We start from the raw sequence: 25173 nt of genomic DNA on the forward strand, positions 1-25173 counted from the left end.
CGCCGCGCCGGCCGCGGCGGCCGAGGAGGGCCGCCACGCGCTGGTGGTGGGGGCGGGCCTGGCGGGGGCGGGCATCGCGCAGTCCCTGGCGCTGCGAGGCTGGCGCGTGACGGTGCTGGATGCGGCGCTGGCGCGGGGCGCGCTGGCCCATGCCGGCCACACCGCGGCGGCGCTGACGCCGGTGCTGGCGCGCGACGACAACGCCCGCGCGCGCCTGTCGCGCGCCGGTAGCGGACGCGCCCAGGCTCGCTGGGCCGGGCTGGCCGGCGGCGCCGCGCCGACCGTGTGCGGCACCGTGCAGCTGGAGCGAGATGCGGGCCGCGCCGCGGCGCTGGAAGAAACATTGTCGGTGCTGGCGTTTCCGCGCGACTGGGTGCGCGCGGTCAGCCGCGACGAGGCCAGCGCGCTGGCCGGATTGCCGCTGGCGCGCGGCGGCATCTTCTTCGGTCAGGGCATGCTGGTGCAGCCCGGCCAATTGATCCCGGCCTTGCTGGCGACGCCCGGCGTGCGCGTGGCGGCGGGGACGGTGGCGCGGGTGGTGGCCGAGGGCGCGGGCTGGCGCGCGTTCGACGCCGCGGACACGGAGCTGGCGCGGGCCGATGTCGTGATCCTGGCCAACGCCTTCGGCGCGCAGGGCGTGCTGGCGGCCAGCGGCCTGCTGGCGCCGCTGCCGCGGGTGGCGCAGATGCATGCGCTGGCGGGCGAGGTCACGCTGGTGCCGGCGGCGGCGCTGGGCGGCGGTCCGCGCTGCGTGGTGGGCGGCGAAGGCTACCTGCTGCCCGATACCGGCGCCGGTTGCGTGGCGGGCAGCACCTATGTGCACGGCGCCACCGAGGCGCGTATCGGCGCCGAAGGCCAGCGCGTCACGTTGGACAAGGCGGCGGGACTGCTGGGCGGCGGTTTTCCGGCTTTCGACGCCCTGGCGCCGGGCAGCTTGCCGGGCTGGGCGGGATGGCGGGCGGTCTTGCCGGGACGCCTGCCCGCCGTGGGCGAGCTGACCCATGCGCCGGGGCTGTGGCTGGCGGCCGGTTACGCGTCGCGCGGGCTGTCCTGGTCGGCGCTGATGGGGGACCTGATCGCGGCCCGGCTATGCGGCGAGCCGTCACCGCTTGAAACCGATCTGTCCCGGTTGATCGCGCCACGCTGAAAAAAACTTCTGCGGGGCTGCCGGGCGCGGAATGGGGTGGCGTAGAATTGGGGCAAATGCCAGGATTTGGCGCCAAATGGGCCCGCGTTGGGCGCAGGTTTGGTGTTCCGGAGGCGCTCTGGCGACGACGCGCGGGAGGCCGGCCGGGGGCTTTGTGACCCCTTTTTTTGGATGATATCGCCATCCAAAAGAGGGACCGAGTTTATTTCAAAGCTCAAATCCGTCAAAATAGCGTCTTTTGATGGTTTTTGGCTTAAGCCGGGGGATGCTCTGTGCCGCCCAAGTTCGACTTTGCCCATACTACCCAGCTCGACACCATCGAGCTGCTGACGTCCCGCCCCAGTCGCATCGATTTCGACGCGGGCGATGGGTTGCACCTGGTAGTCGAGGCGCATGCGCCTGGTGTGTTTCGCCTGCGCTGCGGCGAGGCGAACCACCTTACCGATGACAAGCCCGGCGCGCGCGCGCGCGCCGTGGCCGAGATGCTGCTCGCGCGCCAGGAGGCGGTGGGCGAGGCCGCCATCGCCCCGCGCGAAGGCGGGGACGGTTGGCGCATCACCCAGGGCGATGTGGCCCTGGAGCTCCAATCCAACCCGGTGCGCTTTGCGCTCTATCGCAATGAAGAGCGGGTGTTCGAGTCCGAGGTTTCCGCGCATACGCCCGCATTCGGGCACAACGCGCTGGACCAGGCCGACGACGCGGTCTGGACGGCGGGCTTCACCCTGCTGCCGGACGAGCGCGTGTACGGCCTGGGCGAAACCCCGGGCGACCTGAACCGCCGCGAAGAATCCGTGGTCTCCGACGATCCCGAGCATCGCGCCCTGCCGCTGGCATGGAGCCCGCGCGGCTGGGGTCTGTACGTCAACACCATGCGCCGCGTCGAGCACGCGGTCGGCACGGCGCCGGCCGATTCGGCCTACGTCGTCAGTGTCGACGACGTGGTGCTGGACGTGTTCCTGTTCGCCGGCGAGCCCGCTGAAATCCTCAACCAGTACACCGCGTTGACCGGCCGCGCCGGCCAGCCCGTGCTGTGGGCGATGGGCGCGTGGCTGCAGCAGGCCAGCGGCGAAATGCCGACGCAGACCGTGGCCCTGCTGGGCCGCATGCGCGAGAACCAGATCCCGGTCGACGCCGTGACGCTGGCGCAGCCGGCGGCGTGGGGCTTCCAGGCCGACAAGACCGTGTTCGAATGGGATGCCCAGCGCTTCCCCGACGCCAAGCAGATGCTGGCGCTGTTCCACAAGCACAACGTGCACGTGGCCGCGTCCGGTTTTCCCGGCGTCATCAAGACCAGCCCGTTGTTCGAGGAACTCGAAGACCGCGGCTGGCTGCTCACGCGTGAAGACGGCTCGGCGCAGGTGTTCGACGGCATCGCCGCCACCTCCGGCCAGCCCTACGGCTTGCTGGACCTGACCTATCGCGACATCTACAACCTGTGGGTCGAGCGCCATCGCCAACTGGTCGAGGACGGCCTGGACGCGCCGGCCTGCGACGCCCAGATCGCCATCCCCGACGGTGTCACCGCCCGCAATGGCGAGACCGGCCCGGCACTGCGCAGCATGTATCCGCTGCTGGTGCGCCGCGCGCTGTTCGACGCCGTCGCCGGCCTGAAGGTGCCGCCCGAAGGCGTGGTGCCCAGCACCGACCTGTTCCCCGCCGCGCAGCGCCTGCCGTGGCAGGTGGGGCCGCAGGTCGACAACACCTGGGAAGGCCTGCGCCATACCCTGCGCACCGCGCTGTCGATCGGCGCCTCGGGCCTGCCGGTCCAGGTGCACGGTATCGGCACCGGGTCGCGCGGCACGGCCGACATGACGCCCGAGCTGTACCTGCGCTGGCTGACCGCCGGCGTGTTCTCGGCGAACTTCTCGTTCCAGGGCGTGAATGGCCTGCTGCCGTGGGACTTCGGCGACGAGACGCTGGCCCAGGTCAAGACCTGGATGCAGTGGCGCTATCGCCTGGTGCCCTATGTGCTGGGCGCCATCGAGGATGCCGCGCGCACCGGCCTGCCGGTGCAGCGTTCCATGGCGCTGTCGTTCCCGAACGATCCGCACGCCCACGAATGGGATCTGCAATACCTGCTGGGCCCGGCCTTGCTGGTGGCGCCGATCACCGCGCCGGGCAAGCAGGTGCGGGTGTATCTGCCCAAGGGCGAAGCCTGGTGGGACCTGAACACCGGCCATCGCTACGAAGGCGGCACCACCTGGACCATCGATTGCGATCATGGCCAGTTCCCGGTGTTCGGGCGCGAAGGGCACATGCTCTGTCTGGGTCCGGCGGCGCAGCACACGGGCGAATTCAATTCGGCCCGCATCCTCGACGAAGTCTGGATGTTCGGCATGCCTGTGCATAACCCGGTGGTCATGCGTAACAAGATCCGCGTCATGCAGATGCAGGGCTCCAGCTACATCAAGGGGCTGGAAGGCCTGCGCATTTCGCCGTCGGAAGGCCTGGAGGTCAAGCGCCGCGGCGCCGAGGTCCGTATCTCCCGCGCTCGTTGAGCCAGGCGGGGCTGGTCCGCCGGCCTCCGATGCAAAAAGGGCAGTCAGGAAGGCTTTCCTTCCCGACTGCCCTTTACGTCTTTTTGTGGACGTATTCTATATTACTGTTAGTTATTAAAAATGGAAAAAACGGTCGTTCTCTTTAGAAGAGAAAAGATACAAAATCGCTTGCCATGATTCAGATCGAGAACCTATCCAAGACCTACGCCACGCCGCACGGCCAGTTCCAGGCGCTGCGTGGCATCAACCTGCACATCCAGCAGGGCGAGGTCTTCGGCATCATCGGCCCCAGCGGGGCCGGTAAAAGCACGCTGGTCCAGTGCATCAATTTGCTGGAGCGTCCCAACGAGGGCTCCATCGCCATTGGCGGCCAGGCGCTGACCGGCTTGAGCGAGGCGCAACTGCGCGCCCAGCGCCGCCGCATCGGCATGGTGTTCCAGGGCTTCAACCTGCTGTCGCGCCGCACGGTGTACGGCAACGTGGCGCTGCCACTGGAAATCGCCGGCGTCGCCAAGAGCGAGATCCCGGCCCGCGTCGAGCGCCTGCTGGCGCTGGTGGGCCTTGAGCACCTGCGCGACCGATATCCCAGCCAGATCAGCGGCGGCCAGAAGCAGCGCGTCGGCATCGCGCGCGCCCTGGCCAACAATCCGGACGTGCTGCTCAGCGACGAAGCCACGTCCGCGCTCGATCCCGAGACCACCCACAACATCCTGGCGCTGCTGCGCGACATCAATCGCAAGACTGGCGTCACCGTGGTCATGATCACGCACCAGATGGAAGTGGTGCGCGAAGTCTGCGACCGCGTGGCCGTGCTGTCGCAGGGCGAAGTGGTCGAGATGGGCAGCACCCGCGAAGTGTTTGCTCAGCCGCGCCACGAAGTGACCCGCGCCATGGTGTCGGCCGCGACCGCCTCGGACCTGACCGACGCCACGCTGGCCGCCGTCAAGCAGCGCATCGAGACGCTGGCCGCCGCCAAGCCGGGCCAGGCCGTGCGCCTGCTGCGCCTGTCGCTGACCGGCACCGACGCGTCGGGCTCGTTCCTGTCCGACCTGTCGACGCAGTATTCGCTGGACGTGGGCCTGGTGCAGGCGCGCGTCGAAGACATCCAGGGCGTGGCCGTCGGCACGATGTTCGTGCTGGCCCAAGGCGCGCCCGCCGCGGTCAAGGACGCCATCGCCGCGTTGACCGCCCGTGACATCACCGTTGAAGAAATTGCTCATGAGTCCGCAACTGATCGACCTGCTTATTACGTCGCTGCTTGACACCCTGCTGATGGTGGGCGTGGCCAGCGCCATCGCGGTGCTGGTCGGCATTCCGCTGGGCGTGATCCTGACCGTCACCGCGCGCGGCAACATGCTCGAGAACCAGCCCGTCAACCACGCGCTGGGCGCGGTCATCAACGCCACCCGCTCGGTGCCGTTCGTGATCCTGATGGTCGCCATCATTCCGTTCACGCGCCTGGTGGCGCAGACCTCGATCGGCACCACGGCCGCCATCGTGCCGCTGTCGGTGGCCGCGATTCCGTTCATGGCGCGCATCGCCGAGAACGCCATGCGCGAAGTCGATCCGGGCCTGATCACCGCCGCGCGCGCCATGGGCGCGTCGCCGATGCAGATCATCATGAAGGTACTGCTGCCCGAGGCGCTGCCCGGCCTGATCGCCGCCACCATCGTCACCGTGGTCAGCCTGATCGGTTATTCGGCCATGGCCGGCGCCATCGGCGGCGGCGGCCTGGGCGACCTGGCGATCCGCTATGGCTACCAACGCTTCCAGTCCGACGTGATGGCCGCCGTGGTCATCGTGCTCATCGTGCTGGTGCAACTGATCCAGAGCCTGGGCGACCGCTACGTGCGCCGCATCTCGCACCGTTGAACGCAGGCTTTCCTCATTCTTTTCCTCCCTCCGACATTCGGGAAATTCGCAACATGAGCATCAAGGTTTTGAAGTCGCTGGCCGCGTTCGCCCTCGGCGCCGCCGTATTCGCCCAGCCCGCGCTGGCCCAGGACAAGCCGCTGAAGGTCGGCGTCACGGCCGGCCCGCACGCCCAGATCTTCGACGTGGTCAAGCAAGAAGCCGCCAAGCAGGGCCTGAACATCCAGGTGATCGAGTTCACCGACTACGTGCAGCCCAACGTCGCGCTGGCCTCGGGCGACCTGGACGTCAACAGCTATCAGCACCAGCCCTACCTGGACAACGCCAACGCCGACCGCGGCTACAAGCTGGTCAGCATCGCCAAGACCGTGATCTTCCCGATCGGCATCTACAGCAAGAAGATCAAGTCGCTGGCCGAGCTGAAGGAAGGCGCCCGCATCGCGCTGCCGAACGATCCCACCAACGGCGGCCGCGCCCTGTTGCTGCTGCAGGCCAACGGCCTGATCAAGCTGCGTCCGGAAGCCGGCCTGAAGGCCACCCCGATCGACGTCATCGAGAACCCGAAGAAGCTGCGCTTCATCGAACTGGACGCCGCCCAGCTGCCGCGTTCGCTGGACGACACCGACGCCTCGGCCGTGAACACCAACTTCGCGCTGGAAGCGGGCCTGAACCCGGCCACCGACGCCATCGCCCAGGAATCGCCCAACTCGCCGTACGCCAACGTGCTGGTGGTGCGTGAAAAGGACAAGGACCGTCCCGAGTTCGCCAAGCTGGTCAGCATCTATCACAGCCCGGCCGTGAAGCAGTTCATCGAGACCAAGTTCAAGGGCGCGGTGGTGGCTGCCTGGTAAGCCAGGATCGCCTCTCCGATGCAGAACGGCCGCGCAAGCGGCCGTTTTTCGTTGACGCGCGCGGGGCGGCCATTTTCCATTGCCCCGCCGGGCCGACCGGAGGGGCGTGTGCACTGGCGCGTCGGGCGGGTCGCGAACGGATGTTGCGTCGTTGAGGCGCCTCGTCTCTATTTTTTGACAAGGTCTGCGAAATCAGCCATAATTTCTGGCTTCGGTCGGGCTGATAGCTCAGTCGGTAGAGCAGCGGACTTTTAATCCGTTGGTCGCGAGTTCGAGTCTCGCTCAGCCCACCACCCCAATTTGCCGGAACAAATGCCTGCGAGGTTGTTCAGGTCTTTGTTCCAGGCGGCCAGATTGCCTCTTGCGCCGCCGCATCGAAAAGACGCCGCTTTCAAAGCGGCGTTTTTTTTTGCGACGCAGGTCTTGCCGCGGTTTTCTTCTGGCAGGGGGCAGGGCCAGCATCGCATCCCGGCGGGGGAATCGTGTCATAATCAATAACGATTCCCATTTCCCTATTTTGTGCGCCGTGGACTCCCATCTGGCCAGAAACGCCCGCTTCGCCAGCATCTACAAAGACGATCATCCGTGGCTCGAGCGGCGCTTGCGCGATGGCCTGCGCAATCGGGAAGATGCGCAGGACGTCGCCAGCGAGACCTTCACGCAACTGCTGCAGGCGCCGGCGCTGCATCAGTTGCTCGAGCCGCGCGCGATGCTGGTCACGATCGCGCGACGCATCACCTGGCGGCTCTGGCGCAGGCGTGAACTGGAGCGGGCCTGGCTCGACATGCTGCGCATCCAGCCCGAACTGGTGGAACCTTCGGCGGAGAGCCGCTACCAGACCTTGCAGGCATTGCAGGCCCTGGACGCCGTCCTCGATGGCTTGTCCTCCAAGGCCCGCATGGCGTTTCTCTACAGCCAGCTCGACGGCATGACGCATGTCGATATCGCCGGCCGCCTCGCTGTGTCTCCCACGATGGTGCGCAAGTACATCGCCCAGGCCTTGCAGCGCTGCTGCGCAGCGTTCGACGCATGAGCGCCACGCCCGCCACCGAGGCGCGCGAGGCCGCCATCGCCTGGCGGCTCTGTCTGTCGGGGGGCGCGGCCACCGAAGCCGACCAGCGCGCATTCGAGGCCTGGTTGGCCGCCAGTCCTTCGCATCAGGCGGCCTGGCACCACCTGGAGGCCGCGCTCGGCAGCGCGCTGCACGCCATCGATCCCCGTCTGTTGAGCGCTTCCGGCGCGTTGCGGCGTTCCCTGCTGCGGCCGCAGGAGGCCCAGCGGCGTCGATTGAACAAGCTGCTCCTGACCGCCGGCGGGCTGTTCGGCGGCGCCGTCTGCCTGGACCGGTTCCTGCCGCTGACCCACGTGGCGGCGGACTATCTGACCGGCACCGGACAGCGCCGCACCGTGGCCTTGCCCGATGGCGCCATCATGGAACTGGACGCGCGCACCGCGGCCAGCGTCGATTTTTCGGGCGGGCGGCGGCGGGTGCGACTGGAAGCGGGCGCCATTGTCGTGAGGCTGGCCGACGGCGTCGACGCGGTTGGCGGAGCGTCACCGTTGCGCATCCAGACCGCGCAAGGCGCGGTGCTGCCGCGCAGCGGCAGCGTCCTGGTGCGATGCGCCGAGGATCGCAGCCAGTGCGTGGCGCTGACCGGACAGGCCGGGATCGTCACCGTGGGCGGCCAGCAGCGCTTGCTGGCCGAGGGGGAGGGCGCGTGGTTCGACGCGCACAGGATCGACCCGGTCCAGGCGGCGCAGACCCATGCGGCCGCCTGGCAGGAAGGGCGGATCGAGGTCCACGACGAACCGCTGCAACGGGTGATCGACGCGCTGGCGCGCTATCGCCCCGGCTGGATCCGGGTGTCTGCCGCCGCCAGCCGCCTGCGGGTATCCGGCCTGTTCCCGCTGGACGACACCGAGCGCGCCCTCGAAGCCCTGCGCCACACGCAGCCGATCACCCTGCGCCGCTTCGGCGCCTGGCTGGTGATGATCGACGTCGCGACGCGGCAGGCCTGAGGCGCGCTTGCCGCGCCACGGAAAATTTTCCGCACTGGGTGTTTTTTTGGCGACGCCATTGCACATACATGGAACGCGTCTTCACGCAATCACGGAGTGTTCCATGTTCTGCTTCAGGTTCCCGGCTTCCCGCGCGCTGGCCGCGCTCGCCTTCGCCGCCGCCGTCCCGGTCCAGGCGCAAGTCGCCCAGGAGGTCCGGTCGTACCGCATCGCGGCCGGCCCGCTCGACGTCGCGCTGACCCAGATCGCGCGGACCGCGGGCGCGGTGATCTCGTATTCGCCCGAACTGGTGGCCGGCAAGATGGCGCCGGCGGTCTCCGGCGACCTGACGCTGCGGCAGGCCGCCGGGCGCGCGCTGGCCGACTCGGGCCTGGAGCTGTCCACGGCGGCGGACGGCACCCTGACGCTGCGCCGAAGCGCGACGGGCGTTGCCACGCTGGCGCCGGTGAGTGTCGAGGGCGCCACGCTGGGGCCGGTCACCGAGGGCTCGGGCGCGTACACGATCGGTTCGATGAGCACGGCGACCAAGTTCCAGCTGTCCCAACGCGAGACGCCGCAGTCGATCAGCGTGGTGACGCGGCAGCAGATGGATGACCGGGGTTTCCAGTCATTGGACGAGGTGGCGCGCGATACCACCGGGCTGACCACGCGCCAGATTGGCGGCGGCGAGCGGACCCAGTTCTTCTCGCGCGGGTTCGAGATCAGTTCCTTCCTGGCCGACGGGGTGCCGCTGGGCTACGACTACGACACGCAGGGCGTCGCCACCCTGGCGATGTATGACCACGTGGAGGTGCTGCGAGGCGCCTCCGGGCTGATGACCGGCGTGGGCAATCCTTCGGGCACGATCAATCTGGTGCGCAAGCGGCCGACCGCCACGCCGCAGTTCTCGGTGACGACCAGCGCGGGCAGCTGGGACAACTACCGTGGCGAGGTCGATGGGTCGGGTCCCCTGAACGCCAGCGGCAGCGTGCGCGCGCGTGGCGTGGTCGCCTACCAGGATTCGCGCACTTTCAAGAAGGCGTACGAGCATCAGCGGCAGCTGTACTACGGCACGATCGAGGCCGACCTGGGCGCGAACACCACGCTGAGCGTGGGCGGCTACTACAACCGCGAGGACAACCCGGGCGCCGACTGGAACGGCCTGCCGACGCGGCGTGATGGCTCGTTCTACGACTTCAAGCGGTCGACCCGCCTGACCCCCGACTGGGCCTACTGGAACAAGGAGAACTCCAGCCTGTTCGCCGAACTGGACCACCGCTTCGCGAACGGCTGGAAAGGCCGGGTGACGGCCCGCGTGCTGCGCTCGAAGCTGGACATGCTGGGCACGTATCTCTATCCCCTGGAGGATTCCGAGGACTTTGGCCAGGGCGCGGGCCAATACGCCTACGACAAGACGCAGCACAGCATCGACGGCTACCTGAGCGGTCCGTTCCAGTTGTTGGGCCGCACCCATGAACTGGTGCTGGGCGGCAGCTTTCGCCGCAACAAGGACGATGACGGCCCGGGCGGCTGGCCCACGGATTACAACGTGATCGTCGATCCGATGAACTGGGATTCCAGCGCGGTGCCCAAGCCCGCGTTCACCTACCCGTGGTCGCGCAAGGGCCACCAGCGCCTGTCCAGCGCGTACGCCACCACCCGGCTCAGCCTGGCCGATCCCCTGACGCTGATGGTGGGGGCGCGCGTCGATTCGTATGAATACCGCATGACGCTGAAGTCCGGCGACTACGTCGATCCGGCCGGCTACAAGGTGAGCAACGAGATCACGCCCTACGCCGGGCTGGTCTACGACCTGGATGCCCACCACTCGGTCTATGCCAGCTGGACCTCGATTTTCCAGCCGCAGAACTACCAGACGGCGACGGGCGCATTGCTGGATCCGGTGACGGGCACCAATCTGGAGGCCGGGATCAAGGGCGAGTACTTCGACGGCAGGCTCAACGCCAGCGCCGCGATTTTCCAGATCAACCAGCGCAACCTGCCGGTCACGCAGTTGCAGTCCACTTGCGCGAACCCGACCCAGTCGTGCTATTCGCAATCCGGCGAGGTGCAGAGCCGGGGGGTGGAGCTGGAACTGGCCGGCACGCTGACGCCGGGTTGGCAGGTCATGGCCGGCTACACCTACAACCAGTCCAAGTACCTCAAGGATTCGGAGAACGGTCCGGCCGGCACGCGCTATGACACGCAGACGCCGCGCCACCTGTTCAAGCTGTCCACCATGGTCACGCTGCCCGGCGCGCTGAACGCATGGCGCGTGGGCGGCGCGGTCCGTCTGCAAAGCCCGATCAGCCTGCCGCGCTACAACGTGCGGCAGGCGGGCTACGGCATTGTCGATACGGTCGTGTCGTACCAGGCGAGCCGCAACCTGGACCTGCGCCTGAACGTGTACAACGTCTTCGACAAGTATTACTACCAGGCGATCGGCAGCACCCAGGACAACAACCATTTCGGCGCGCCGCGGTCGTTCCTGCTGACCGCCAAATACACCTTCTGAGTCAGGGGGGTCAAAGCGGCAGCAGCGCCGTCGCCTCGATCTCCACCAGCATCCCGTCCAGCGCCAGGCGCGGCACCGGGATCAGGGTGCAGGCCGGCGCCAGGTGGATGCCCCAGCGCGCCTTGATCTCGTGGGTGAACAGCGCCAGGCGTTCCTGGCTGTGATCGACCACCAGCACGGTCAGCTTGGCGACATCGAACAGCGTGGCGCCGGCGCCTGCCAGTGCGGTCTGGACGTTGTCGAGCGCCTGGCGCACTTGCAGCACGAAGTCGGGGTGCAGCTCGCCCCGGGTGTTTTCACCGCCCTGGCCGGCGGCGAACACCAGGCGCGCGGGCGTGTCGGCGACGGCCACGTGCGAGTAGCCGTTGGGACGGGGGTCGTACAGGCCGGGCGGATTGATGAAGGCGAGCGAGGGCAGGGCGGGGGTGATGCGGGACGACATGCTGGACTCCGGGAACGATTCGTCTTGTTGGAGCGCCAGTATCAGACCTCAACCACGGTTGAGGTCAAGGCAGGCCTCCAGGCATCACTTGTCGGCCGGGGCGACGGATCCGCGCTGGATCAGGACAGCGTGCGCGGCGGCATGGCCGACAGGTCGGCCAGGCTCAGGCCGCAGCCGCGGGCGCGTTCGGCCAGGATGGCGCTGTGCTGCAGCGCCCGCTGGCTTTCGGCCAACAGCACGTCCAGCTGTTCGTCGAGGGACGACGCCATGGCCCAGGCGCGCTCGGTGAACTCGGCCGAAAAGGCGTCGGCACAGGATTTGCAGATGGCGGCCCCGTTTCTTTCCAGCAGGGGCGCGCCTTGCGCCAGCGTCGATAGGCAAAAATGGCAGGCGAGGGCGCGGCTCATGCGTCGTGGGCTCGTGGTCGGTTGAAGGCCGTCGCGAGGCGTGTCGCGAGGCCTGACCTACAGGACAACGGCCGATCGGGCGGAGTCTTAAATCGGCGGGCCGCCGTCAGGCGACGTAAGCCGGGCGCAGCGGGGCGGCGATGGCCTGCGGCGTGACGTCGATCACGGTCTCGGCGGGCAGCTTGAAGAACGCGGCGGTGGCCGCCAGGCGCTTGGCCTGTTCCTCCAGCGAGGAGGCGGCGGCCGCCGCTTGCTCGACCAGCGCGGCGTTCTGCTGGGTGACGTCGTCCATCTGCGTGACCGCGCCGTTGATCTGGTCGATGCCGATGGACTGCTCGGTCGAGGCTTCGGTGATCTCGGCCATGATCAGGGTGACGCGCTGCACCGAGTCGACGATTTCCTGCATGGTGTCGCCGGCCGCGCGGACCTGCTCGGCGCCGCTGTCGACATTGCTGGAGGATTGCTCGATCAGGTCCTTCACTTCGCGCGCCGCCTGGGCGCTGCGCTGGGCCAGGGTGCGCACTTCGCCGGCGACCACCGCGAAGCCCTTGCCCTGCTCGCCGGCGCGGGCGGCCTCGACCGCGGCGTTCAGGGCCAGGATGTTGGTCTGGAAGGCGATGCCATCGATCACCGAGACGATCTCGGAGATGCGGCGCGAGCTTTCCGAGATGCGGGCCATGGTTTCCACCACCTGGCCGACGGCCTGGCCGCCGCGCAGGGCGACGCCACGGCTTTCGGCGGCCAGGCTGTTGGCCTGGTGCGCGTGCTCGGTGTTCTGCTTGACCGCGGTGGCCAGTTCTTCCATCGACGCGGCGGTTTCTTCCAGCGAGGCGGCCTGTTCCTCGGTGCGCGCCGACAGGTTGGTGTTGCCCGACGAGATCTCGGCGGCGCCGGTGTTGATCTCGGTGACGCTGCGGCGCACTTCGCCCACCGTGCGGGTGAGGCTTTCCTGCATGCGCTTGAGGGCGGTGAACAGCACGCCGATTTCATTGCTGGAATTGACCGCGACGCGCTGCGTCAGGTCGCCGGAGGCGATGCGGTCGAAGTGCGTGGCGGCGTCCTTGAGGGGCTGCAGCACCTGGCGGCTGATGAAGCGCCAGCAACCCAGCGCCAGCGCGGCCGCCAGGACCAGCATGATGATGGTGGACAACTCGGCGCGTTCATAGCGCAGGTCGGATTCGGCGTTGATGGTGGCGCTGCGGCGTTCGGTGTGCTCGAGGAAGCTGTTCACACGTTCGGCGAAGCGGGCGTCGGCGCTGCGGGTGTCGACCACGGCGGCGGCGTAGCCCTCGGCCGACTGCTTTTGCAAGGAGGCTTCCAGGGCCTCGATGCTGCGCACGTAGGCGGTGAAAACGCTTTCCAGCTCGCCGGCCAGCTTCAGGCCGGCCTCGGTGTTCTTGCGCACGCGCTGGTACACCGCGAATTGCTTGCGCGCATCCTGCAGGTATTGGGTGGCCTGGTCGATGCTGCCTTGCGCCTGGCTGCCCTTGCCGGACACGATGTCCAGGTAGGCGGCCACCAGCGTCAGCCGGCTGCGCAGCAGCAGCGTCTGCGTTTCGTACAGGGGGCGGGTCTGCTCGGTGGCGACCGAGTTCAGGTCGTCCACCGCGGCATCGGCATCGCGGGCGTAGATCCAGCCCATGCTCGTGGCGGTTGCCAGCGCCAGGACGAAGATGGCCATCACGGCCAGCAGGCCGGTGCGTATCTTCAGGTTCTTAAGCATGGTGGGGAGGCTCCTGTGTGTGTCTTGGGGCTGACCCGTCAAAGCGTGGTCTCGGAAAATCCGGCTGACTGTAAATTTGAATTACAAATTTAACAATTGATCATTTTTCATCGAGGCATTCTGCTTTCGGCAATGCTGCCGCCGCGCCTGGCTCTCCTGCGCGTTGGCGGGCCCGGCCGCGGGGTCAGAACAGTTGGGGAGCGTCGCTGCGGATGAAGCGCAGGAAGCGGTGCGCGGCGTCGGACAGGGGGCGCGAGGCGTGCGTCTGGAACTGGAGCTGGCCGGCGTTGAGCAGCGCGTCATTGATCGGGCGGCAGATCAGCCGCCCGCTTTCGAGGTGTTCGGTGGCGGTCAGGCGGGCGCAGAGGGTGACCGCGTCGCTGGCCTGGACATAGTGATAGGCCGCGCCCGGCAGGTTCGAGGTGAAGGCCGGCGACAACGTGATGTTGTAGAGGCTGCAGGCCATGTCCAGCACCTGCCGCAGGGCGCTGCCGCCGTCCGGCAGCGCCAGCGGATAGGCCGACAGCTGCGTGATGTGCAGCGATTCGCTGGCGGCCAGCGGGTGGCCGGGGCGCATCACCGCGACGATCTCGGCGGGATGCGAATAGATCACGGCGATGTCCTTTTCCGCCGTGTGGCTGTAGGTGACGCCGATGTCGGCCTGCGCCGAACGGACCCGTTCGGCCACCAGGCCGGCATCCAGGATGTGCAACTTGAAGCGGATGGTCGGGTGTTCGGCCTGGAAGGCGGCGAATTTGCGCGGCAGGGCGTAGGCGGCGAAGCCGGGCGCGCCGGCGATCTTCACGGTCTGGGTGTAGCGGCCGTTCTGGCCGTCGATTTCGGCATAGGTGCGGGCGGCGTCGGCCTCGACGCGGCGCGCATGGTCGGCCAGGATGCGGCCGACTTCCGTCACCCGCATGCCCTTGGGGTGGCGTTCGAACAATTGGTTGTGCAGGCGTTGCTCCAGGCCGGCGATCTGGCGGCTGACGGCCGAGCTGACGACGTTGAGCCGCGCGGCGGCGCCATTGACGGACCCTGTGTCGACGACAGTGAGAAAGTAACGAAGCGCGGTGCTGTCGAATTGGAATCGCTTCATTGATGTGCGTGCCGTAAATCTCAATGTCGAGTCCGGGCGGCTGGCAACCGCTATGAACAGCGCGGGAGGCGGCGGTCCTTGGGGTGGCCGCGCGCCGTGCCGTCTTGTGAACGCCACGGCCAACGGCGTCGGACCACGCAAGCGAGGGTGGGTTGCGCCGCGGGATGAGCGCTTTCCGGGAGCCCGGCGCGCTGCAATGCCAGCCCCGGGAGCCTGCGGGACAGGCGATTGGGCCAGTGGTGGAATTTATTCCAGCAACACCTTTTGCCACAATCGCAAATTTATCAATATTGCATTCTAATTTCGGCAATAAGCCCTGGCGCCGGGATTTACGGCCGTGCGCGGGCTGGATACGCAAAAAAAGCGCGCCCGAAGGCGCGCTTGAAAGCAGAGTGCAAGCGTGGTGCGCGTCAGTCGATCACGAAGCCGCCGGGGCCGGCCTGGCCGAGCAGTTCGCGCGCGCACTGCACCGCTTCATGCGGCGTGGCCACGGCCAGGAACGGCATGCCGAAGGCCCGCGCCATCTTCTCGCCGCGCTTGCGGATCTTGTCGAGCGCGCCGGCGTCGCGTTCGACGGCGATGAACGCGCGGCAACGCGCCTTCAGCCGCGGCATGTTGGTGGTCTGCCAGTCGATCATGGCCTTGCGGTCGTCGTGGCTGGCCTCGGTGCGCATGTCCGGCACCACCATGACGAAGGTCTGGGGGTTGTCGACCAGCATCTCCATCTCGCGGATCCAGCTGGCGGAATAGCCGGCCGGCGCGCTGCCGTGCCTGGCGGTGACGATGGGGAAGTGGGATAGATCGTGGAAGAAAAACTGGTCGCGGTTCATTCGAATTCTCCGATGGAAGGGGCGGGCGCGGCCTTGCGGCAGCCGCAGCCGCCGTAAAGCACCAGGCTGTAGGAATCCAGCGCGAAGCCGCGTTGCCTGGCGATATCGCGCACCAGCTGCGCCATCGCGGGGTCGCTGGATTCCTGGATCCGGCCGCAATGGCGGCAGACCAGGTGGTCGTGGTGTCCCTTGTCATTCAACTCGTACACGGTGGAGTGCGAGTCGAGCTGAGTACGTTTGAGCAGTCCGGCGTCCTCAAGTTGCGTGATGACGCGATAAACCGTGGCCAGGCCGATGCTGCTGCGTTCCGAGATGAGGTTGCGGTAGATGTCCGCCGCGCTCATGTGCTGGTCGGCGTGCTGGTGGAAGATGTCCAGGATCTTCAGGCGCGGGAAGGTGGCTTTGATGCCGGCCACGCGCAGGCGGGTATGGTCCATGTCGATTCTCCATTCGGGGGGCGATGCCCGATTGATGAGAATGATGTACATTTTCAAATGACCCCGCTAACGGGAATCCGTCAACCTGTAGCTCAAACCTGCCAACCATGCGCGTGACCGTGGTCCACAACGCCTTGCCCGATGTCCTGCTGACGCCGTTCAGCATGCGGCATCCGCGCGCGTCCAAGGGGCTGTCCGTGCCTGACCACGTGCACAACGAGGGCATGCTGGTGCTGGTGCACGAGGGCCTGGTGCTGGTGCAGTCGGGCGCCGAGGTCTGGACCGTGCTGCCGGGCAGCCTGGGCTGGATTCCGCCCGGCGTGACGCACGCCGCGCGCTGGTTCGGGGAGGCGCGCGGGTCGTTCCTGTACGTGCGGCCCGACGCCTGCGCCCGGCTGCCGGATCATTGCCGCTCGTGGCCGTCGTCGCGCCTGATCGACGCGCTGATGGAACGCTTCACCACCAGCCCGCCCGGCGAGCTGTCCGAGGCCTACCTCGAGCAGCTGTTCGAGGTGCTGCTGGTCGAGGTCAAGCAGCGCGAGCACGCGCCGGTGCTGCTGCCGATGCCGGACGATCCGCGCCTGCAGGACCTGGCCAACACGCTGCTGGGCACGCCCGACGACCCCTCCGGCATCGACGAATGGGCGCAGCGGCTGAACATGTCGACGCGTACCCTGATGCGCCGTTTCCGCCAGGAGACCGGCGTCACGCTGGGCCAGTGGCGCCAGCAGGCGCGGCTGCTGCGCGGCCTGGAAATGCTGTGCCGCGGCGGTTCGGTCACGGAAGCCGCGCTGTCGGTCGGCTACGAAAGCACCAGCGCCTTCATCGGCAACTTCCGCGCCGCCTTCGGCATGACGCCCACGCGCTATCTGGCGGGCCGGGAATAAGTCTTCGACGGGCCGCCGGCCGGTCCGGGGCCGCGTGGCGGCAGGCCGCCAACACCCGTCGCCGGCCGCGCCGTCCAGCCCTGGCCAGCCTTTACGGATCTTCACTTTTTCCCGACAGATTTGCGGATCTTCGCGGATGCCCTTTGCCTACCATGGCGGCAGGGTAGGACAGGTCTTCTCGTCCTGCCCTCCATGCATCAAGGGTGTTCCATGACTTGCCAACCTTTCCTCGCTTTCTCGCCGGCCGGGAGCGCCGGCGCCGCCGCGGCTCCGACCCCGGTCCTCGCCTTCGCCCACGTCCTGGCGCGCCTGCTGGCGGCCACGCGCGCCGCCTGGCAGCTCGATGCCCCGGCCGGGAGCACGCCGTGACCACCCCGCGCACCGGCGCGTTGCTGATCCATGGCCTGGGCGGCACGGAATTCGACATGGGCTCGCTGCACAAGGTGCTGGCGCGCGCCGGGGTGGAAACCCATGGCGTGACCCTGCCCGGCCACGCGGGGCGGCCCGAGGACCTGCTGGACGTGCGGGTCGAGGACTGGATGGACGTCGTCACCCGGCGCTACCGCGAGCTGTGCGAACAGTACGAGGTGGTGCACGTCATCGGCATGTGCCTGGGCGCCTTGCTGGCGGTCGAACTCTGCAAGCGCGAGTCGCACACCCGCGGCGCGCTGGTGTCGCTGTCGGCGCCAGTGTTCCTGGATGGCTGGAGCACGCCCTGGTATCGGGGCCTGCGCTATCTGCTGTATCACGTGCCGGGCGTGCCGCGCCGCATCCGGGTCGAGGAAGAAGACCCGTATGGCGTCAAGAGCGAGCTGGTGCGGGCCTTCATCAAGGCGGGCTTCGCGCGCGGCGACGGCTTTCACTACCAATGGGTGCCGCTGGCGTGCGTGCGGCAGGTCGATCGCCTGCGCGGCATGGTCAAGCGCGGGCTGGAGCGGATGCGCTGTCCGACGCTGGTGATGCACGCGGTCGAGGATGAGCTGACCAGCCCGCGTTCGGCGCGGCTGTTGGGGGCGCGGATTCCCGGCGCGTCGGTGGTGCTGCTGCAGGACAGCTATCACATGATCTGTGTCGACCACGAGCGCGAGCGCGTGATGCAGAACGTGCTGAGCTTCTTGGGCAAGGATCCAGGCATCGTGCGCGTGCGGCGTCGCGACAATGCGCCGCGGGCCGCGCGTGGGCAGGAGGCGCAGGCGGGCGCCGAGGGCATGCTGGTCGCCGCCCGTTAGGACGACAGGCGTTTCAGGCCGCGGCCGGCTGGTCGGGCTGGTTGGGGTGCGACGGGCCTTGCGGATCGTTTTCCGCGTCGGGCCGCGGCGGCACCGCCGGCAGGCCCAGCGCCAGCCGCAGGCGCTGGCAATCGGGATTGGGCGAACCGTCGGGCATCCAGATGTCGAACTCGCGGCAGGGCGTGGGGCGGTTCTCGTAGATCGCGCAGTGGATGCCGGGCTGGCCCAGTTCGCCGCGCAGCGAGACGCAGCGGCCGCCGCCCATTTCGGTGCCCTTCATGCAGGCCCGCAGCGGGCTCATCTGCGTCACGAGATCCAGCGGCACCTGGCCGCCATTTTCGCCGGCCAGTTCACCGATATAGAACGACACCCGGAAATGCGAACAACAGGCGCCGCAGTCCAGACAGGGATTGGTGGCGGGGTTGTTGTCGCCGGCCAGCAGGGCGGGCGATACCAGGGTCAGGGCGGCTGTCTCGAGCAGGGACATGGCGGTGGATCCGAAAGCCTGTCCGGCCCCGGCATGACGCAAAACGGGCTTGCATGCCGCAAGCCCGCCTGGCCGATCCGGGGCGCGCTCGGGCACGGCCGGCGCGGGATCAGGGCGGGAAATAGTAGCTGGATTCGGCTTGCGGCCGCTACGACTTTTTTCGGGGACGTTGCTGCGGTAGCATCGGAAACCCGATAGCCGCCAGGACGCTTTTCCATGACCGCAAACTCCGCCTTTTCCGACGGCCTCGCCCGTTGCGCCTGGGTCGACACGTCCGCCGAATACATGGCGTACCACGACAACGAATGGGGCCGTCCGCAAGGCGACGACCGCGCCCTGTTCGAGCAACTGTGCCTGGAAGGATTCCAGTCCGGCCTGAGCTGGCGCACCATCCTGAACAAGCGCGAGGCCTTTCGCCGCGGCTTCGCCGCGTTCGATCCGGCCAAGGTCGCGCGCTTCGGCGAAAAGCAGGTGCTGGCGCTGCTGGCCGACGCCGGCATCGTGCGCCATCGCGGCAAGATCGAAGCCGTCATCAACAACGCTCGGCGGGCGCTGGAAATGATCGAGCGCGAAGGGTCGCTGGGGGCGTTCTTCTGGCGTTTCGAGGCGCCGCCGGGATCGCCGTCCACGCGCGGCGCGTCGACCTCGGCGCAATCCGAGGCCCTGTCCAAGGCCCTCAAGAAGCTGGGCTGGAAATTCGTCGGCCCGACCACGGTGTATGCCTTCATGCAGTCGGTCGGCATGGTCAACGACCACCATCCCGATTGCCACTGCCACGGTCCCAGCGAGCAGGCGCGCAAGGCATTCCGGCGGCCGGCGATCCGGCGGCCGGCGAACCGGCGGCCGGCGTAAGCGCCTATCCGGCGGCAGCCGGCGTCTTCGCGTCCTGCGCCACGGCGGCCGCGCCCGGGATGCAGTAGCGCCCTTCGCGGTAGGCCCAGCTTGGCCAAAGCGCGTGCGCCAGCGCCTCGTCGGCCAGCGCGGGATCCAGCGGCGCCGGGGCATAGTCTTCCGGCGCGGTGTAGCGGTACTGCACCGGCGTCTTGTTCGGCGCCAGCACCAGCAGGTCGTTTTCCTTCAGATAGCCGTAGGTGTTGTCGTACTGCATGATGGCGCGGCCCGGCGTGCTGCGCGTCAGGTCATGGCCGAGCATCGGGTGCTCGGTATCGACGCCGATCAGCGACAGCAGCGTCGGCGCCAGGTCGATCTGGCTGATCAGGCGGTCGTCGCGCCGCGGTTCGACGCCGGCGCCCAGGATCACGGCGGGAATATGGAAGTGGCGCACCGGCACCAGGCTGGCGCCGAACACCCGCGAGTCGTGGTCGGCGGCGATCAGGAAGACGGTGTTCTCCCAGTAGGGCGCGGCCTTGGCGCGCTCGAAGAAGCGGCCCAGGGCCCAGTCGGCGTAGCGCACGGTGTTCTCCACCGTGGCCGGGTTGCCTTCGGTTTGGATGCGGCCCGCCGGGTATTCCCAGGGCGAGTGGTTCGAGACGCTGAAGGCCAGCGTGAAGGTGGGCTGGTCGCCGTCCTCGCGCAGCAGCCGGTCGAGCTGGTTGAACATGTCCTCGTCCGACGCGCCCCACGTGCCGACGAAGGCCGGATCGACGAAGTCCTCGCGGTCGACGATCTGGCGAAAGCCGTTGCCCAGGAAAAAGCCCTTCATGTTGTCGAAGTGCGATTCGCCGCCGTAGATGAAGCGCGAGTGGTAGCCATGGCGGGCCAGCAGGTCGGCCAGCGAGAAGAAGCCGCGCTGCGAGCGCGGCAGCTTGAGCACGGCCTGCGCCGGGGTCGGCAGGAAGCCGGTCACCACCGCTTCCAGGCCGCGCACCGAGCGCGTGCCGGTGGCGTAGGCGCGGGTGAAGGTCCAGGCGTCGCGCGCCAGCGCGTCCAGTTCGGGCGTCAGATCCATGCCGCCCAGGCCGGCGCTGTACTGCGCGCCCAGGCTTTCTTCCAGGATGATGACCAGGTTGAGCGGCCGCGCGGTCTTGCGGCTGGCGGGCTGGCGATGCAGGCTGGGGTAGTCCGCGTTGGCCGGCGGATAGGGCAGGCCGGCTTGCGTCAGCACACGACGCTGCATGTCGTCGTCGTCCATGCCGCCGTACACGGCGGAGGCCGACTTCTCGTTCTTCATGCTGTAGACGGCGTAGAACACGTTGTAGAGCGAGTTCAGCGCCAGGGTGTTGAGCATGCCGTCGGAGCTGTAGGCCACCGACGACGGGTTGATGGGCCGGTGGCCGAGGGTGCCGCGGATCGCCAGGATCACCACCGCCAGGATCGCCAGGCTGGCCAGCGGCATCTGCCACCAGGCCAGGGGCGCGTCGGGCACGGCGTGGCCGAACAGCGCATAGCCGCCCCAGCCGATCAGCCCGAGGGCGCCGAAGCCGCCCAGCAGCGCGCCCTTGTAGCCGCGCCACAACATGCCGGAGACCTCGCGCGGGTGCTTCAGGTATTCGACGAACAGGCGGTTGGGGCGGGTGTCGTATTCGAGGATGAAGGGCGGGGTGGCGACTTCCAGGAAGGCCAGCAGGATGAACGCGACCAGATACCAGATGCCGGCGGCGGTGGCGGCGAACGGCAGGTGGCCGAGCCAGGGCGACAGCACGATCGGCAGCGCGGCCAGCACGCCGATCTGGTGGGCGTCGATGCGCAGTCCGCCCAGCAGCAGGGGGGCCAGGCCGCCGGCGTTGCGCACCCGCTGCCATTGCCATGCGGCCAGGGCCAGGCGGCTGAGGGTCAGCAGCGCAAAGGCCGCCACCACGAAAATCAAGCTCGAATGCCGCATCGGGCCTCCAGGTAGTACTGCTGCTCCGTCCCCGGGGACGGTTGCGGGTCGATCGCCGCGCATTTGAACAGGGCGGGCGTCAAAAAATCGGTAGGAATTATTCCGTCCACGGCGGGCGAACGGCCGGTTCCCGCCCGGTCGCTTTGTAACTTTTGCCGACCGCGCTCTATGACACGGAAAAATCCGTACACATTATGGGGCCGGCAAGCTTAACCCGCCGGGCGCGGCGCGCTACCCTTGAGGGTAAATAGGGCCGGGGCATCGGCGCTCCGGCGGCAACGGCAAGGATGATAACGATGACGCGCAAAACAAAAATAGCGGTCGGGATTGTGGGCACCCTCGTCGTCCTGGTGGCGGTGCTGGTCGTGCTGGTTGCCACCTTCGACTGGAATCGCGCCCGGCCGATGATCAACGAACGCGTCAGCGCGGCCATCGGACGGCCCTTCGCGATCAACGGCGACCTGACCGTGGAGTGGTCGCGCGAATCGGACGAGGGCGGGTGGCGCGGCTGGGTGCCATGGCCGCACATCGTGGCCAATGACATCAGCGTCGCCAACACCGAATGGGCCCGGGTGCCGGAATTCGCCACCCTCAAGCGCGGTGAGTTCAGCCTGTCGCCCCTGCCGCTGCTGGCCCATCGGGTCGTGATCCGGCGCATCCAGCTGACCGAGCCCGCCGCCGACCTCGAACGCCTGGCCGACGGCCGCGCCAACTGGGTCTTCACCCTGCCCGAAACGGGCGAGCCGTCGCCGTGGGTGCTGGACATCAATGAAATCGGCTTCGACAAGGGCAGTGTCGGCCTGTCCGATGCGATCCTGCAGGCCGACCTGACCGTGCTGGTCGATCCGCTGGGCAAGCCGGTGCCGTTCGCCGACGTGGCCGGCGCCGCGTTTGTACCGGAAGACGCCGCAGCGGCGGCGCCGCGCGACTATGTCTTCGGCTGGAAGGTCGACGGCAAATTCAAGAACCTGCCCACCAAGGGCGAAGGCAAGGTCGGCGGCATGCTGGCGCTGCAGGATCCGAAGCAGCCCTTCCCGGTGCAGGCCGAGGTGTCGATCGGCGGCACCAAGGCCGCCATCACCGGCACCCTGACCGACCCCGCCAACCTGGGCGCGCTGGACCTGCGCCTGAAGCTGTCGGGCGGCTCGATGGCGCAGCTGTATCCGCTGACCGGCGTGACGCTGCCCGACACGCCGCCGTATTCGACCGACGGCCACCTGGTGGCCAGGCTGCGCAACGCCGGCGGCGCGGTGTTCGAGTACCGCGACTTCAACGGCCGCGTCGGCAACAGCGACCTGCATGGCGATGTGACGTTCTCGCTGGCCGCGCCGCGCCCGAAGCTGACCGGCAAGCTGTCGTCCAAGCAGTTGCGCATGGCCGACCTGGGGCCGCTGATCGGCGTGCAGTCCGGCAAGCCCGCCCCGGCCCAGGACAAGCCCAAGGACGCGCCGGCCAAGCCGCCCGACGGCAAGGTGCTGCCGACGCAGGCGTTCCGCACCGACCGTTGGCGCGACATGGACGCCGACGTGGCGCTGGAGGCCGGTCGCATCGTGCACGACGCCAAGCTGCCGCTGTCGGACCTGACGGTGCACGTGATCCTGCAAGACGGCCAGTTGACGCTCGATCCGCTGCGCTTCGGCATGGCCGGCGGCAGCATGGCCGCCATCGTGCGGCTGGACGGCTCCAAGGCGCCCCTGACGGGCCGCGTCGAGATGCACGCGCGGCGGCTGCGGCTCAAGCAGCTGTTCCCGGCGACGGCGTCGATGCAGAGCGCGCTGGGTGAATTGAATGGCGACCTGGCGCTGTCGGGCACGGGCAATTCCGTGGCCGCGCTGCTCGGCTCGGCCAATGGCGACGTGAAGATGCTGGTCAACGACGGCGTCATCAGCCGCAGCCTGATGGAGATCGCCGGCCTGAACGTCGGCAACTACGTCGTCTCGAAGCTGTTCGGCGACGACGAGGTCAAGATCAATTGCGGCGCGGCCGACCTGGAGATGAAGAGCGGCGTGATGACGCCGCGCGTCTTCGTGTTCGATACCGAGAACGCGCTGATCAACATCACCGGCACCACCGACTTCAAGAACGAGAAGCTCGACCTGGACATCACGCCCGACAGCAAGGGCTTCCGCATCTTCTCGCTGCGCTCGCCGCTGTACGTGCGCGGCACCTTCGGCAAGCCGGACGTGGGCGTGCACGTGGGGCCGCTGGCCGCGCGCGGCGCGGGCATGGTGGCGCTGGGCGTGATCCTGACGCCGGCGGCGGGTCTGCTGGCGCTGATCGCGCCCAGCACCACCGACGACAATTCCTGCGGCGCGCTGCTCAAGCAGATGCGCACCCCGCCCAAGGCGCCGGCGCCCAAGGGCAAGTAGGCGGCGTCAGCGCGGCAGCGCGAGGCGGGCGCCGTCGCGCGCCTGGTTGTCGGCGACGCAGACCGCGTTGCGGCCGTGGTTCTTGGCGTAGTAGAGGGCGCGGTCGGCGCGTTGGATCACTTCGTCCAGCGTGGCGCCGTGTTGCGGATAGCAGGCCACGCCGGCCGACAGCGTGATCGGCGCGGGCAGGCCGGTCTCGGTGCCGAGCGCTTCCAGCTTCTGACGCAGGCGCTCGGCCGTGGCCACCGCGGCGGCCAGCGGCGACCCCGGCATCAGCATCACGAATTCCTCGCCGCCGCTGCGCGCGACCGTGTCGCCGCTGCGCGAGCCTTCGGTCAGCAGCGCCGCCAGCACCTGCAGCGCGCGGTCGCCGGCGGCGTGGCCGTAAAGATCATTGACGTTCTTGAAGTGGTCGATGTCCAGCGCCACGATGGCCAGCGGCGTATCGGCCGCCTGCAGCAGCGCCATGGCCTCGTTCAGGCCGCGCCGGTTCAGCAGCGACGTCAGGGTGTCGGTGGTGGATGCGCGGCGCAGGTCGCGGATCTTGTGCTGGATCGACGTCAGCCCCATCAGCAGCGCGCGCTTGAGTTGCGAGGCCTCGAAATACCACGAGCGCACTTTGCGGATGCGTTCGGCCGAATCGGGATCCTGCATGTGCTTGGCGATGCTGGCCAGTTCCCCGAGCGGGCGGGCGATCCAGCGCGACAGCAGCCAGATCAGCAGGATCGAAATCAGCAGCAGCGGCAGGGTGTTGCGCGCGGTCGCCATCAGCAGGTCGTTCAGGGGCAGCAGGGTGCTGGCCACCGGCCGCTGCGCGATGATGGTCCAGCCGGTGCTCGGCACCGGCGCGTAGCCGGCCAGGATCTCGGCGCCCGTTGCGTCGGTGAAGCGCGCCTCGCCGGTCTCGCCGCGCAGCGCCGCGGCCAACGCCGTCTTGTTCGCGGACATGCTGCCCAGGCGGCTGCGGTCGGGGTGATAGATCAGCGTGCCGTCGCGCGCCAGCACGTACAGCAGCGAGTCGTCGCGGTTGAAGTGCTGGCCCAGCAGGCGGTCCAGCACGTTGTCCTCGTGCAGGTAGAGCGTGCCGGCGATATAGCCGAGATAGCGGTAGTCGCGCGAAAAGATCGGATGCGTGTACAGGATCAGCCAGCGGCCGGTGCTGGCGCGGAAGGGTTCGCTGATGAACGGCCGGCGCGTGGTCAAGGCGGTCCGGGCGGCGTCGCTGGTCATCTGCTGGCCCATCAGCTGCGGGTAGGAGGTCGACACCGCCAGCACCTTGCCCTGCGCCGACACCACGAAGCTGGAATTGAAGTGGCCCAGCTGTTCTTCCTGGCGCCGCGTTTCCGACGTCATGAGTTCCGGATGGTGCTCCATGTCGGCCAGCATGTCGGCGCTGTAGGCCAGATGGCGCCGCAGGTCGCCGAGGAAGTATTCCGTGGTGGCCGCGAGCTTGGCGGCATAGACGCGGTTGCTCTCGAGCGCGTTGTGCAGCAGCAGGTCGCGTTGCACCAGGTAGCTGGCATGCAGACCCGCGGCCAGCACCAGGAAGATCGACAGCAGGCTGATCCAGAGGATGAGGCGCCGGAGGTCGATGCGGAGCATG

22 protein-coding genes and 1 tRNA gene are annotated in these 25173 nt (G+C 68.1%); 14 read left to right on the forward strand and 9 right to left on the reverse strand.

The window, feature by feature from the left end:
• The 9 genes from AOZ53_RS23220 to AOZ53_RS23260 all read left to right on the forward strand — a co-directional run.
• Positions 1–1147, forward strand: a 1147-nt coding sequence (locus AOZ53_RS23220; protein ID WP_156333491.1) for an FAD-dependent oxidoreductase, incomplete at its 5' end; no start/stop codon positions are given.
• A 272-nt stretch (positions 1148–1419) separates the two neighbouring features.
• Positions 1420–3645, forward strand: a complete 2226-nt coding sequence (locus tag AOZ53_RS23225; protein ID WP_054433523.1) for a glycoside hydrolase family 31 protein — start codon at positions 1420–1422, stop codon at positions 3643–3645.
• A gap of 173 nt (positions 3646–3818) precedes the next feature.
• A complete protein-coding gene (locus AOZ53_RS23230) occupies positions 3819–4907 on the forward strand; it encodes a methionine ABC transporter ATP-binding protein (RefSeq protein WP_054433524.1) in 1089 nt (362 codons plus the stop codon).
• On the forward strand, positions 4864–5517 hold the full coding sequence (locus AOZ53_RS23235) for a methionine ABC transporter permease (RefSeq protein ID WP_006392981.1): 654 nt from the start codon (positions 4864–4866) through the stop codon (positions 5515–5517). The genes AOZ53_RS23230 and AOZ53_RS23235 overlap by 44 nt, the downstream gene beginning before the upstream one ends.
• Before the next feature lie 53 nt (positions 5518–5570).
• Positions 5571–6368, forward strand: coding sequence for a MetQ/NlpA family ABC transporter substrate-binding protein (locus AOZ53_RS23240; protein WP_006392982.1), 798 nt, complete (start codon positions 5571–5573; stop codon positions 6366–6368).
• 217 nt (positions 6369–6585) lie between these two features.
• Positions 6586–6661 (forward strand) — tRNA-Lys (locus AOZ53_RS23245).
• 233 nt (positions 6662–6894) lie between these two features.
• Positions 6895–7401, forward strand: a complete 507-nt coding sequence (locus tag AOZ53_RS23250) for a sigma-70 family RNA polymerase sigma factor (protein WP_054474686.1) — start codon at positions 6895–6897, stop codon at positions 7399–7401.
• Positions 7398–8387, forward strand: coding sequence for a FecR family protein (locus AOZ53_RS23255; protein WP_054489554.1), 990 nt, complete (start codon positions 7398–7400; stop codon positions 8385–8387). The genes AOZ53_RS23250 and AOZ53_RS23255 overlap by 4 nt, the downstream gene beginning before the upstream one ends.
• Before the next feature lie 103 nt (positions 8388–8490).
• Entirely contained in the window at positions 8491–10881 is a 2391-nt protein-coding gene (locus tag AOZ53_RS23260) for a TonB-dependent siderophore receptor (RefSeq protein WP_054474630.1), read from the forward strand.
• Between the two features lie 10 nt (positions 10882–10891).
• Here the strand turns inward: AOZ53_RS23260 and AOZ53_RS23265 are convergent, their stop codons facing one another.
• From AOZ53_RS23265 to AOZ53_RS23290, 6 genes are all read right to left on the reverse strand, one after another.
• Positions 10892–11323, reverse strand: a complete 432-nt coding sequence (locus AOZ53_RS23265) for a RidA family protein (protein ID WP_054433527.1) — start codon at positions 11321–11323, stop codon at positions 10892–10894.
• 119 nt (positions 11324–11442) lie between these two features.
• Complete coding sequence (locus AOZ53_RS23270; protein ID WP_054433528.1) at positions 11443–11730, reverse strand: hypothetical protein; 288 nt, start codon at positions 11728–11730, stop codon at positions 11443–11445.
• A 106-nt stretch (positions 11731–11836) separates the two neighbouring features.
• Positions 11837–13453 carry a methyl-accepting chemotaxis protein gene (locus AOZ53_RS23275; protein ID WP_054474628.1) on the reverse strand — a complete coding sequence of 539 codons (1617 nt, stop codon included), beginning with the start codon at positions 13451–13453 and terminating at the stop codon, positions 11837–11839.
• A 184-nt stretch (positions 13454–13637) separates the two neighbouring features.
• Complete coding sequence (locus AOZ53_RS23280) at positions 13638–14549, reverse strand: LysR family transcriptional regulator (protein WP_054433530.1); 912 nt, start codon at positions 14547–14549, stop codon at positions 13638–13640.
• 410 nt (positions 14550–14959) lie between these two features.
• Positions 14960–15379, reverse strand: a complete 420-nt coding sequence (locus AOZ53_RS23285; RefSeq protein WP_054433531.1) for a hypothetical protein — start codon at positions 15377–15379, stop codon at positions 14960–14962.
• Positions 15376–15816, reverse strand: a complete 441-nt coding sequence (locus tag AOZ53_RS23290) for a Fur family transcriptional regulator (RefSeq protein WP_054433532.1) — start codon at positions 15814–15816, stop codon at positions 15376–15378. Before AOZ53_RS23290 ends, AOZ53_RS23285 begins: the two co-directional genes overlap by 4 nt.
• A gap of 107 nt (positions 15817–15923) precedes the next feature.
• On the opposite strand from AOZ53_RS23290, the gene AOZ53_RS23295 reads away from it, so the two are divergent.
• The 3 genes from AOZ53_RS23295 (at position 15924) to AOZ53_RS23300 (ending at position 17932) form a co-directional block, all read left to right on the forward strand.
• A complete protein-coding gene (locus tag AOZ53_RS23295; RefSeq protein ID WP_006392995.1) occupies positions 15924–16703 on the forward strand; it encodes a helix-turn-helix domain-containing protein in 780 nt (259 codons plus the stop codon).
• 210 nt (positions 16704–16913) lie between these two features.
• Positions 16914–17072: a hypothetical protein gene (locus tag AOZ53_RS34390; RefSeq protein WP_156333492.1), complete on the forward strand. Its 159-nt coding sequence runs from the start codon at positions 16914–16916 to the stop codon at positions 17070–17072.
• On the forward strand, positions 17069–17932 hold the full coding sequence (locus AOZ53_RS23300; protein ID WP_054433533.1) for an alpha/beta hydrolase: 864 nt from the start codon (positions 17069–17071) through the stop codon (positions 17930–17932). The genes AOZ53_RS34390 and AOZ53_RS23300 overlap by 4 nt, the downstream gene beginning before the upstream one ends.
• Positions 17933–17945: 13 nt before the next feature.
• Here AOZ53_RS23300 and AOZ53_RS23305 read toward each other — a convergent pair whose 3' ends face one another.
• Complete coding sequence (locus tag AOZ53_RS23305; protein ID WP_054433534.1) at positions 17946–18419, reverse strand: YkgJ family cysteine cluster protein; 474 nt, start codon at positions 18417–18419, stop codon at positions 17946–17948.
• A gap of 216 nt (positions 18420–18635) precedes the next feature.
• Here AOZ53_RS23305 and AOZ53_RS23310 point away from each other — a divergent pair, with 216 nt between their 5' ends.
• Positions 18636–19271 carry a DNA-3-methyladenine glycosylase I gene (locus AOZ53_RS23310; protein ID WP_054433535.1) on the forward strand — a complete coding sequence of 212 codons (636 nt, stop codon included), beginning with the start codon at positions 18636–18638 and terminating at the stop codon, positions 19269–19271.
• A 4-nt stretch (positions 19272–19275) separates the two neighbouring features.
• Here the strand turns inward: AOZ53_RS23310 and AOZ53_RS23315 are convergent, their stop codons facing one another.
• Positions 19276–21201: an LTA synthase family protein gene (locus AOZ53_RS23315; protein ID WP_054489556.1), complete on the reverse strand. Its 1926-nt coding sequence runs from the start codon at positions 21199–21201 to the stop codon at positions 19276–19278.
• A 296-nt stretch (positions 21202–21497) separates the two neighbouring features.
• On the opposite strand from AOZ53_RS23315, the gene AOZ53_RS23320 reads away from it, so the two are divergent.
• Positions 21498–23570: an AsmA family protein gene (locus tag AOZ53_RS23320; protein WP_054489557.1), complete on the forward strand. Its 2073-nt coding sequence runs from the start codon at positions 21498–21500 to the stop codon at positions 23568–23570.
• A gap of 6 nt (positions 23571–23576) precedes the next feature.
• Here AOZ53_RS23320 and AOZ53_RS23325 read toward each other — a convergent pair whose 3' ends face one another.
• On the reverse strand, positions 23577–25172 hold the full coding sequence (locus AOZ53_RS23325; RefSeq protein WP_054489558.1) for a sensor domain-containing diguanylate cyclase: 1596 nt from the start codon (positions 25170–25172) through the stop codon (positions 23577–23579).
• Position 25173 lies beyond the last annotated feature (1 nt).

Source organism: Achromobacter sp. 2789STDY5608621 (assembly GCF_001299375.1).
Lineage (GTDB): Bacteria > Pseudomonadota > Gammaproteobacteria > Burkholderiales > Burkholderiaceae_B > Achromobacter > Achromobacter insuavis.

What these genes read in the sequence shown, in the direction of transcription:
- AOZ53_RS23230 (WP_054433524.1), top strand. Translation starts at nt 3,819, where the DNA reads ATGATTCAGATCGAGAACCTATCCAAGACCTACGCCACGCCGCACGGC.
- AOZ53_RS23235 (WP_006392981.1), top strand. Translation starts at nt 4,864, where the DNA reads ATGAGTCCGCAACTGATCGACCTGCTTATTACGTCGCTGCTTGACACC.
- AOZ53_RS23240 (WP_006392982.1), top strand. Translation starts at nt 5,571, where the DNA reads ATGAGCATCAAGGTTTTGAAGTCGCTGGCCGCGTTCGCCCTCGGCGCC.
- AOZ53_RS23255 (WP_054489554.1), top strand. Translation starts at nt 7,398, where the DNA reads ATGAGCGCCACGCCCGCCACCGAGGCGCGCGAGGCCGCCATCGCCTGG.
- AOZ53_RS23260 (WP_054474630.1), top strand. Translation starts at nt 8,491, where the DNA reads ATGTTCTGCTTCAGGTTCCCGGCTTCCCGCGCGCTGGCCGCGCTCGCC.
- AOZ53_RS23265 (WP_054433527.1), bottom strand. Translation starts at nt 11,323, where the DNA reads ATGTCGTCCCGCATCACCCCCGCCCTGCCCTCGCTCGCCTTCATCAAT.
- AOZ53_RS23270 (WP_054433528.1), bottom strand. Translation starts at nt 11,730, where the DNA reads ATGAGCCGCGCCCTCGCCTGCCATTTTTGCCTATCGACGCTGGCGCAA.
- AOZ53_RS23275 (WP_054474628.1), bottom strand. Translation starts at nt 13,453, where the DNA reads ATGCTTAAGAACCTGAAGATACGCACCGGCCTGCTGGCCGTGATGGCC.
- AOZ53_RS23280 (WP_054433530.1), bottom strand. Translation starts at nt 14,549, where the DNA reads ATGAAGCGATTCCAATTCGACAGCACCGCGCTTCGTTACTTTCTCACT.
- AOZ53_RS23285 (WP_054433531.1), bottom strand. Translation starts at nt 15,379, where the DNA reads ATGAACCGCGACCAGTTTTTCTTCCACGATCTATCCCACTTCCCCATC.
- AOZ53_RS23290 (WP_054433532.1), bottom strand. Translation starts at nt 15,816, where the DNA reads ATGGACCATACCCGCCTGCGCGTGGCCGGCATCAAAGCCACCTTCCCG.
- AOZ53_RS23295 (WP_006392995.1), top strand. Translation starts at nt 15,924, where the DNA reads ATGCGCGTGACCGTGGTCCACAACGCCTTGCCCGATGTCCTGCTGACG.
- AOZ53_RS34390 (WP_156333492.1), top strand. Translation starts at nt 16,914, where the DNA reads ATGACTTGCCAACCTTTCCTCGCTTTCTCGCCGGCCGGGAGCGCCGGC.
- AOZ53_RS23305 (WP_054433534.1), bottom strand. Translation starts at nt 18,419, where the DNA reads ATGTCCCTGCTCGAGACAGCCGCCCTGACCCTGGTATCGCCCGCCCTG.
- AOZ53_RS23310 (WP_054433535.1), top strand. Translation starts at nt 18,636, where the DNA reads ATGACCGCAAACTCCGCCTTTTCCGACGGCCTCGCCCGTTGCGCCTGG.
- AOZ53_RS23315 (WP_054489556.1), bottom strand. Translation starts at nt 21,201, where the DNA reads ATGCGGCATTCGAGCTTGATTTTCGTGGTGGCGGCCTTTGCGCTGCTG.
- AOZ53_RS23320 (WP_054489557.1), top strand. Translation starts at nt 21,498, where the DNA reads ATGACGCGCAAAACAAAAATAGCGGTCGGGATTGTGGGCACCCTCGTC.
- AOZ53_RS23325 (WP_054489558.1), bottom strand. Translation starts at nt 25,172, where the DNA reads ATGCTCCGCATCGACCTCCGGCGCCTCATCCTCTGGATCAGCCTGCTG.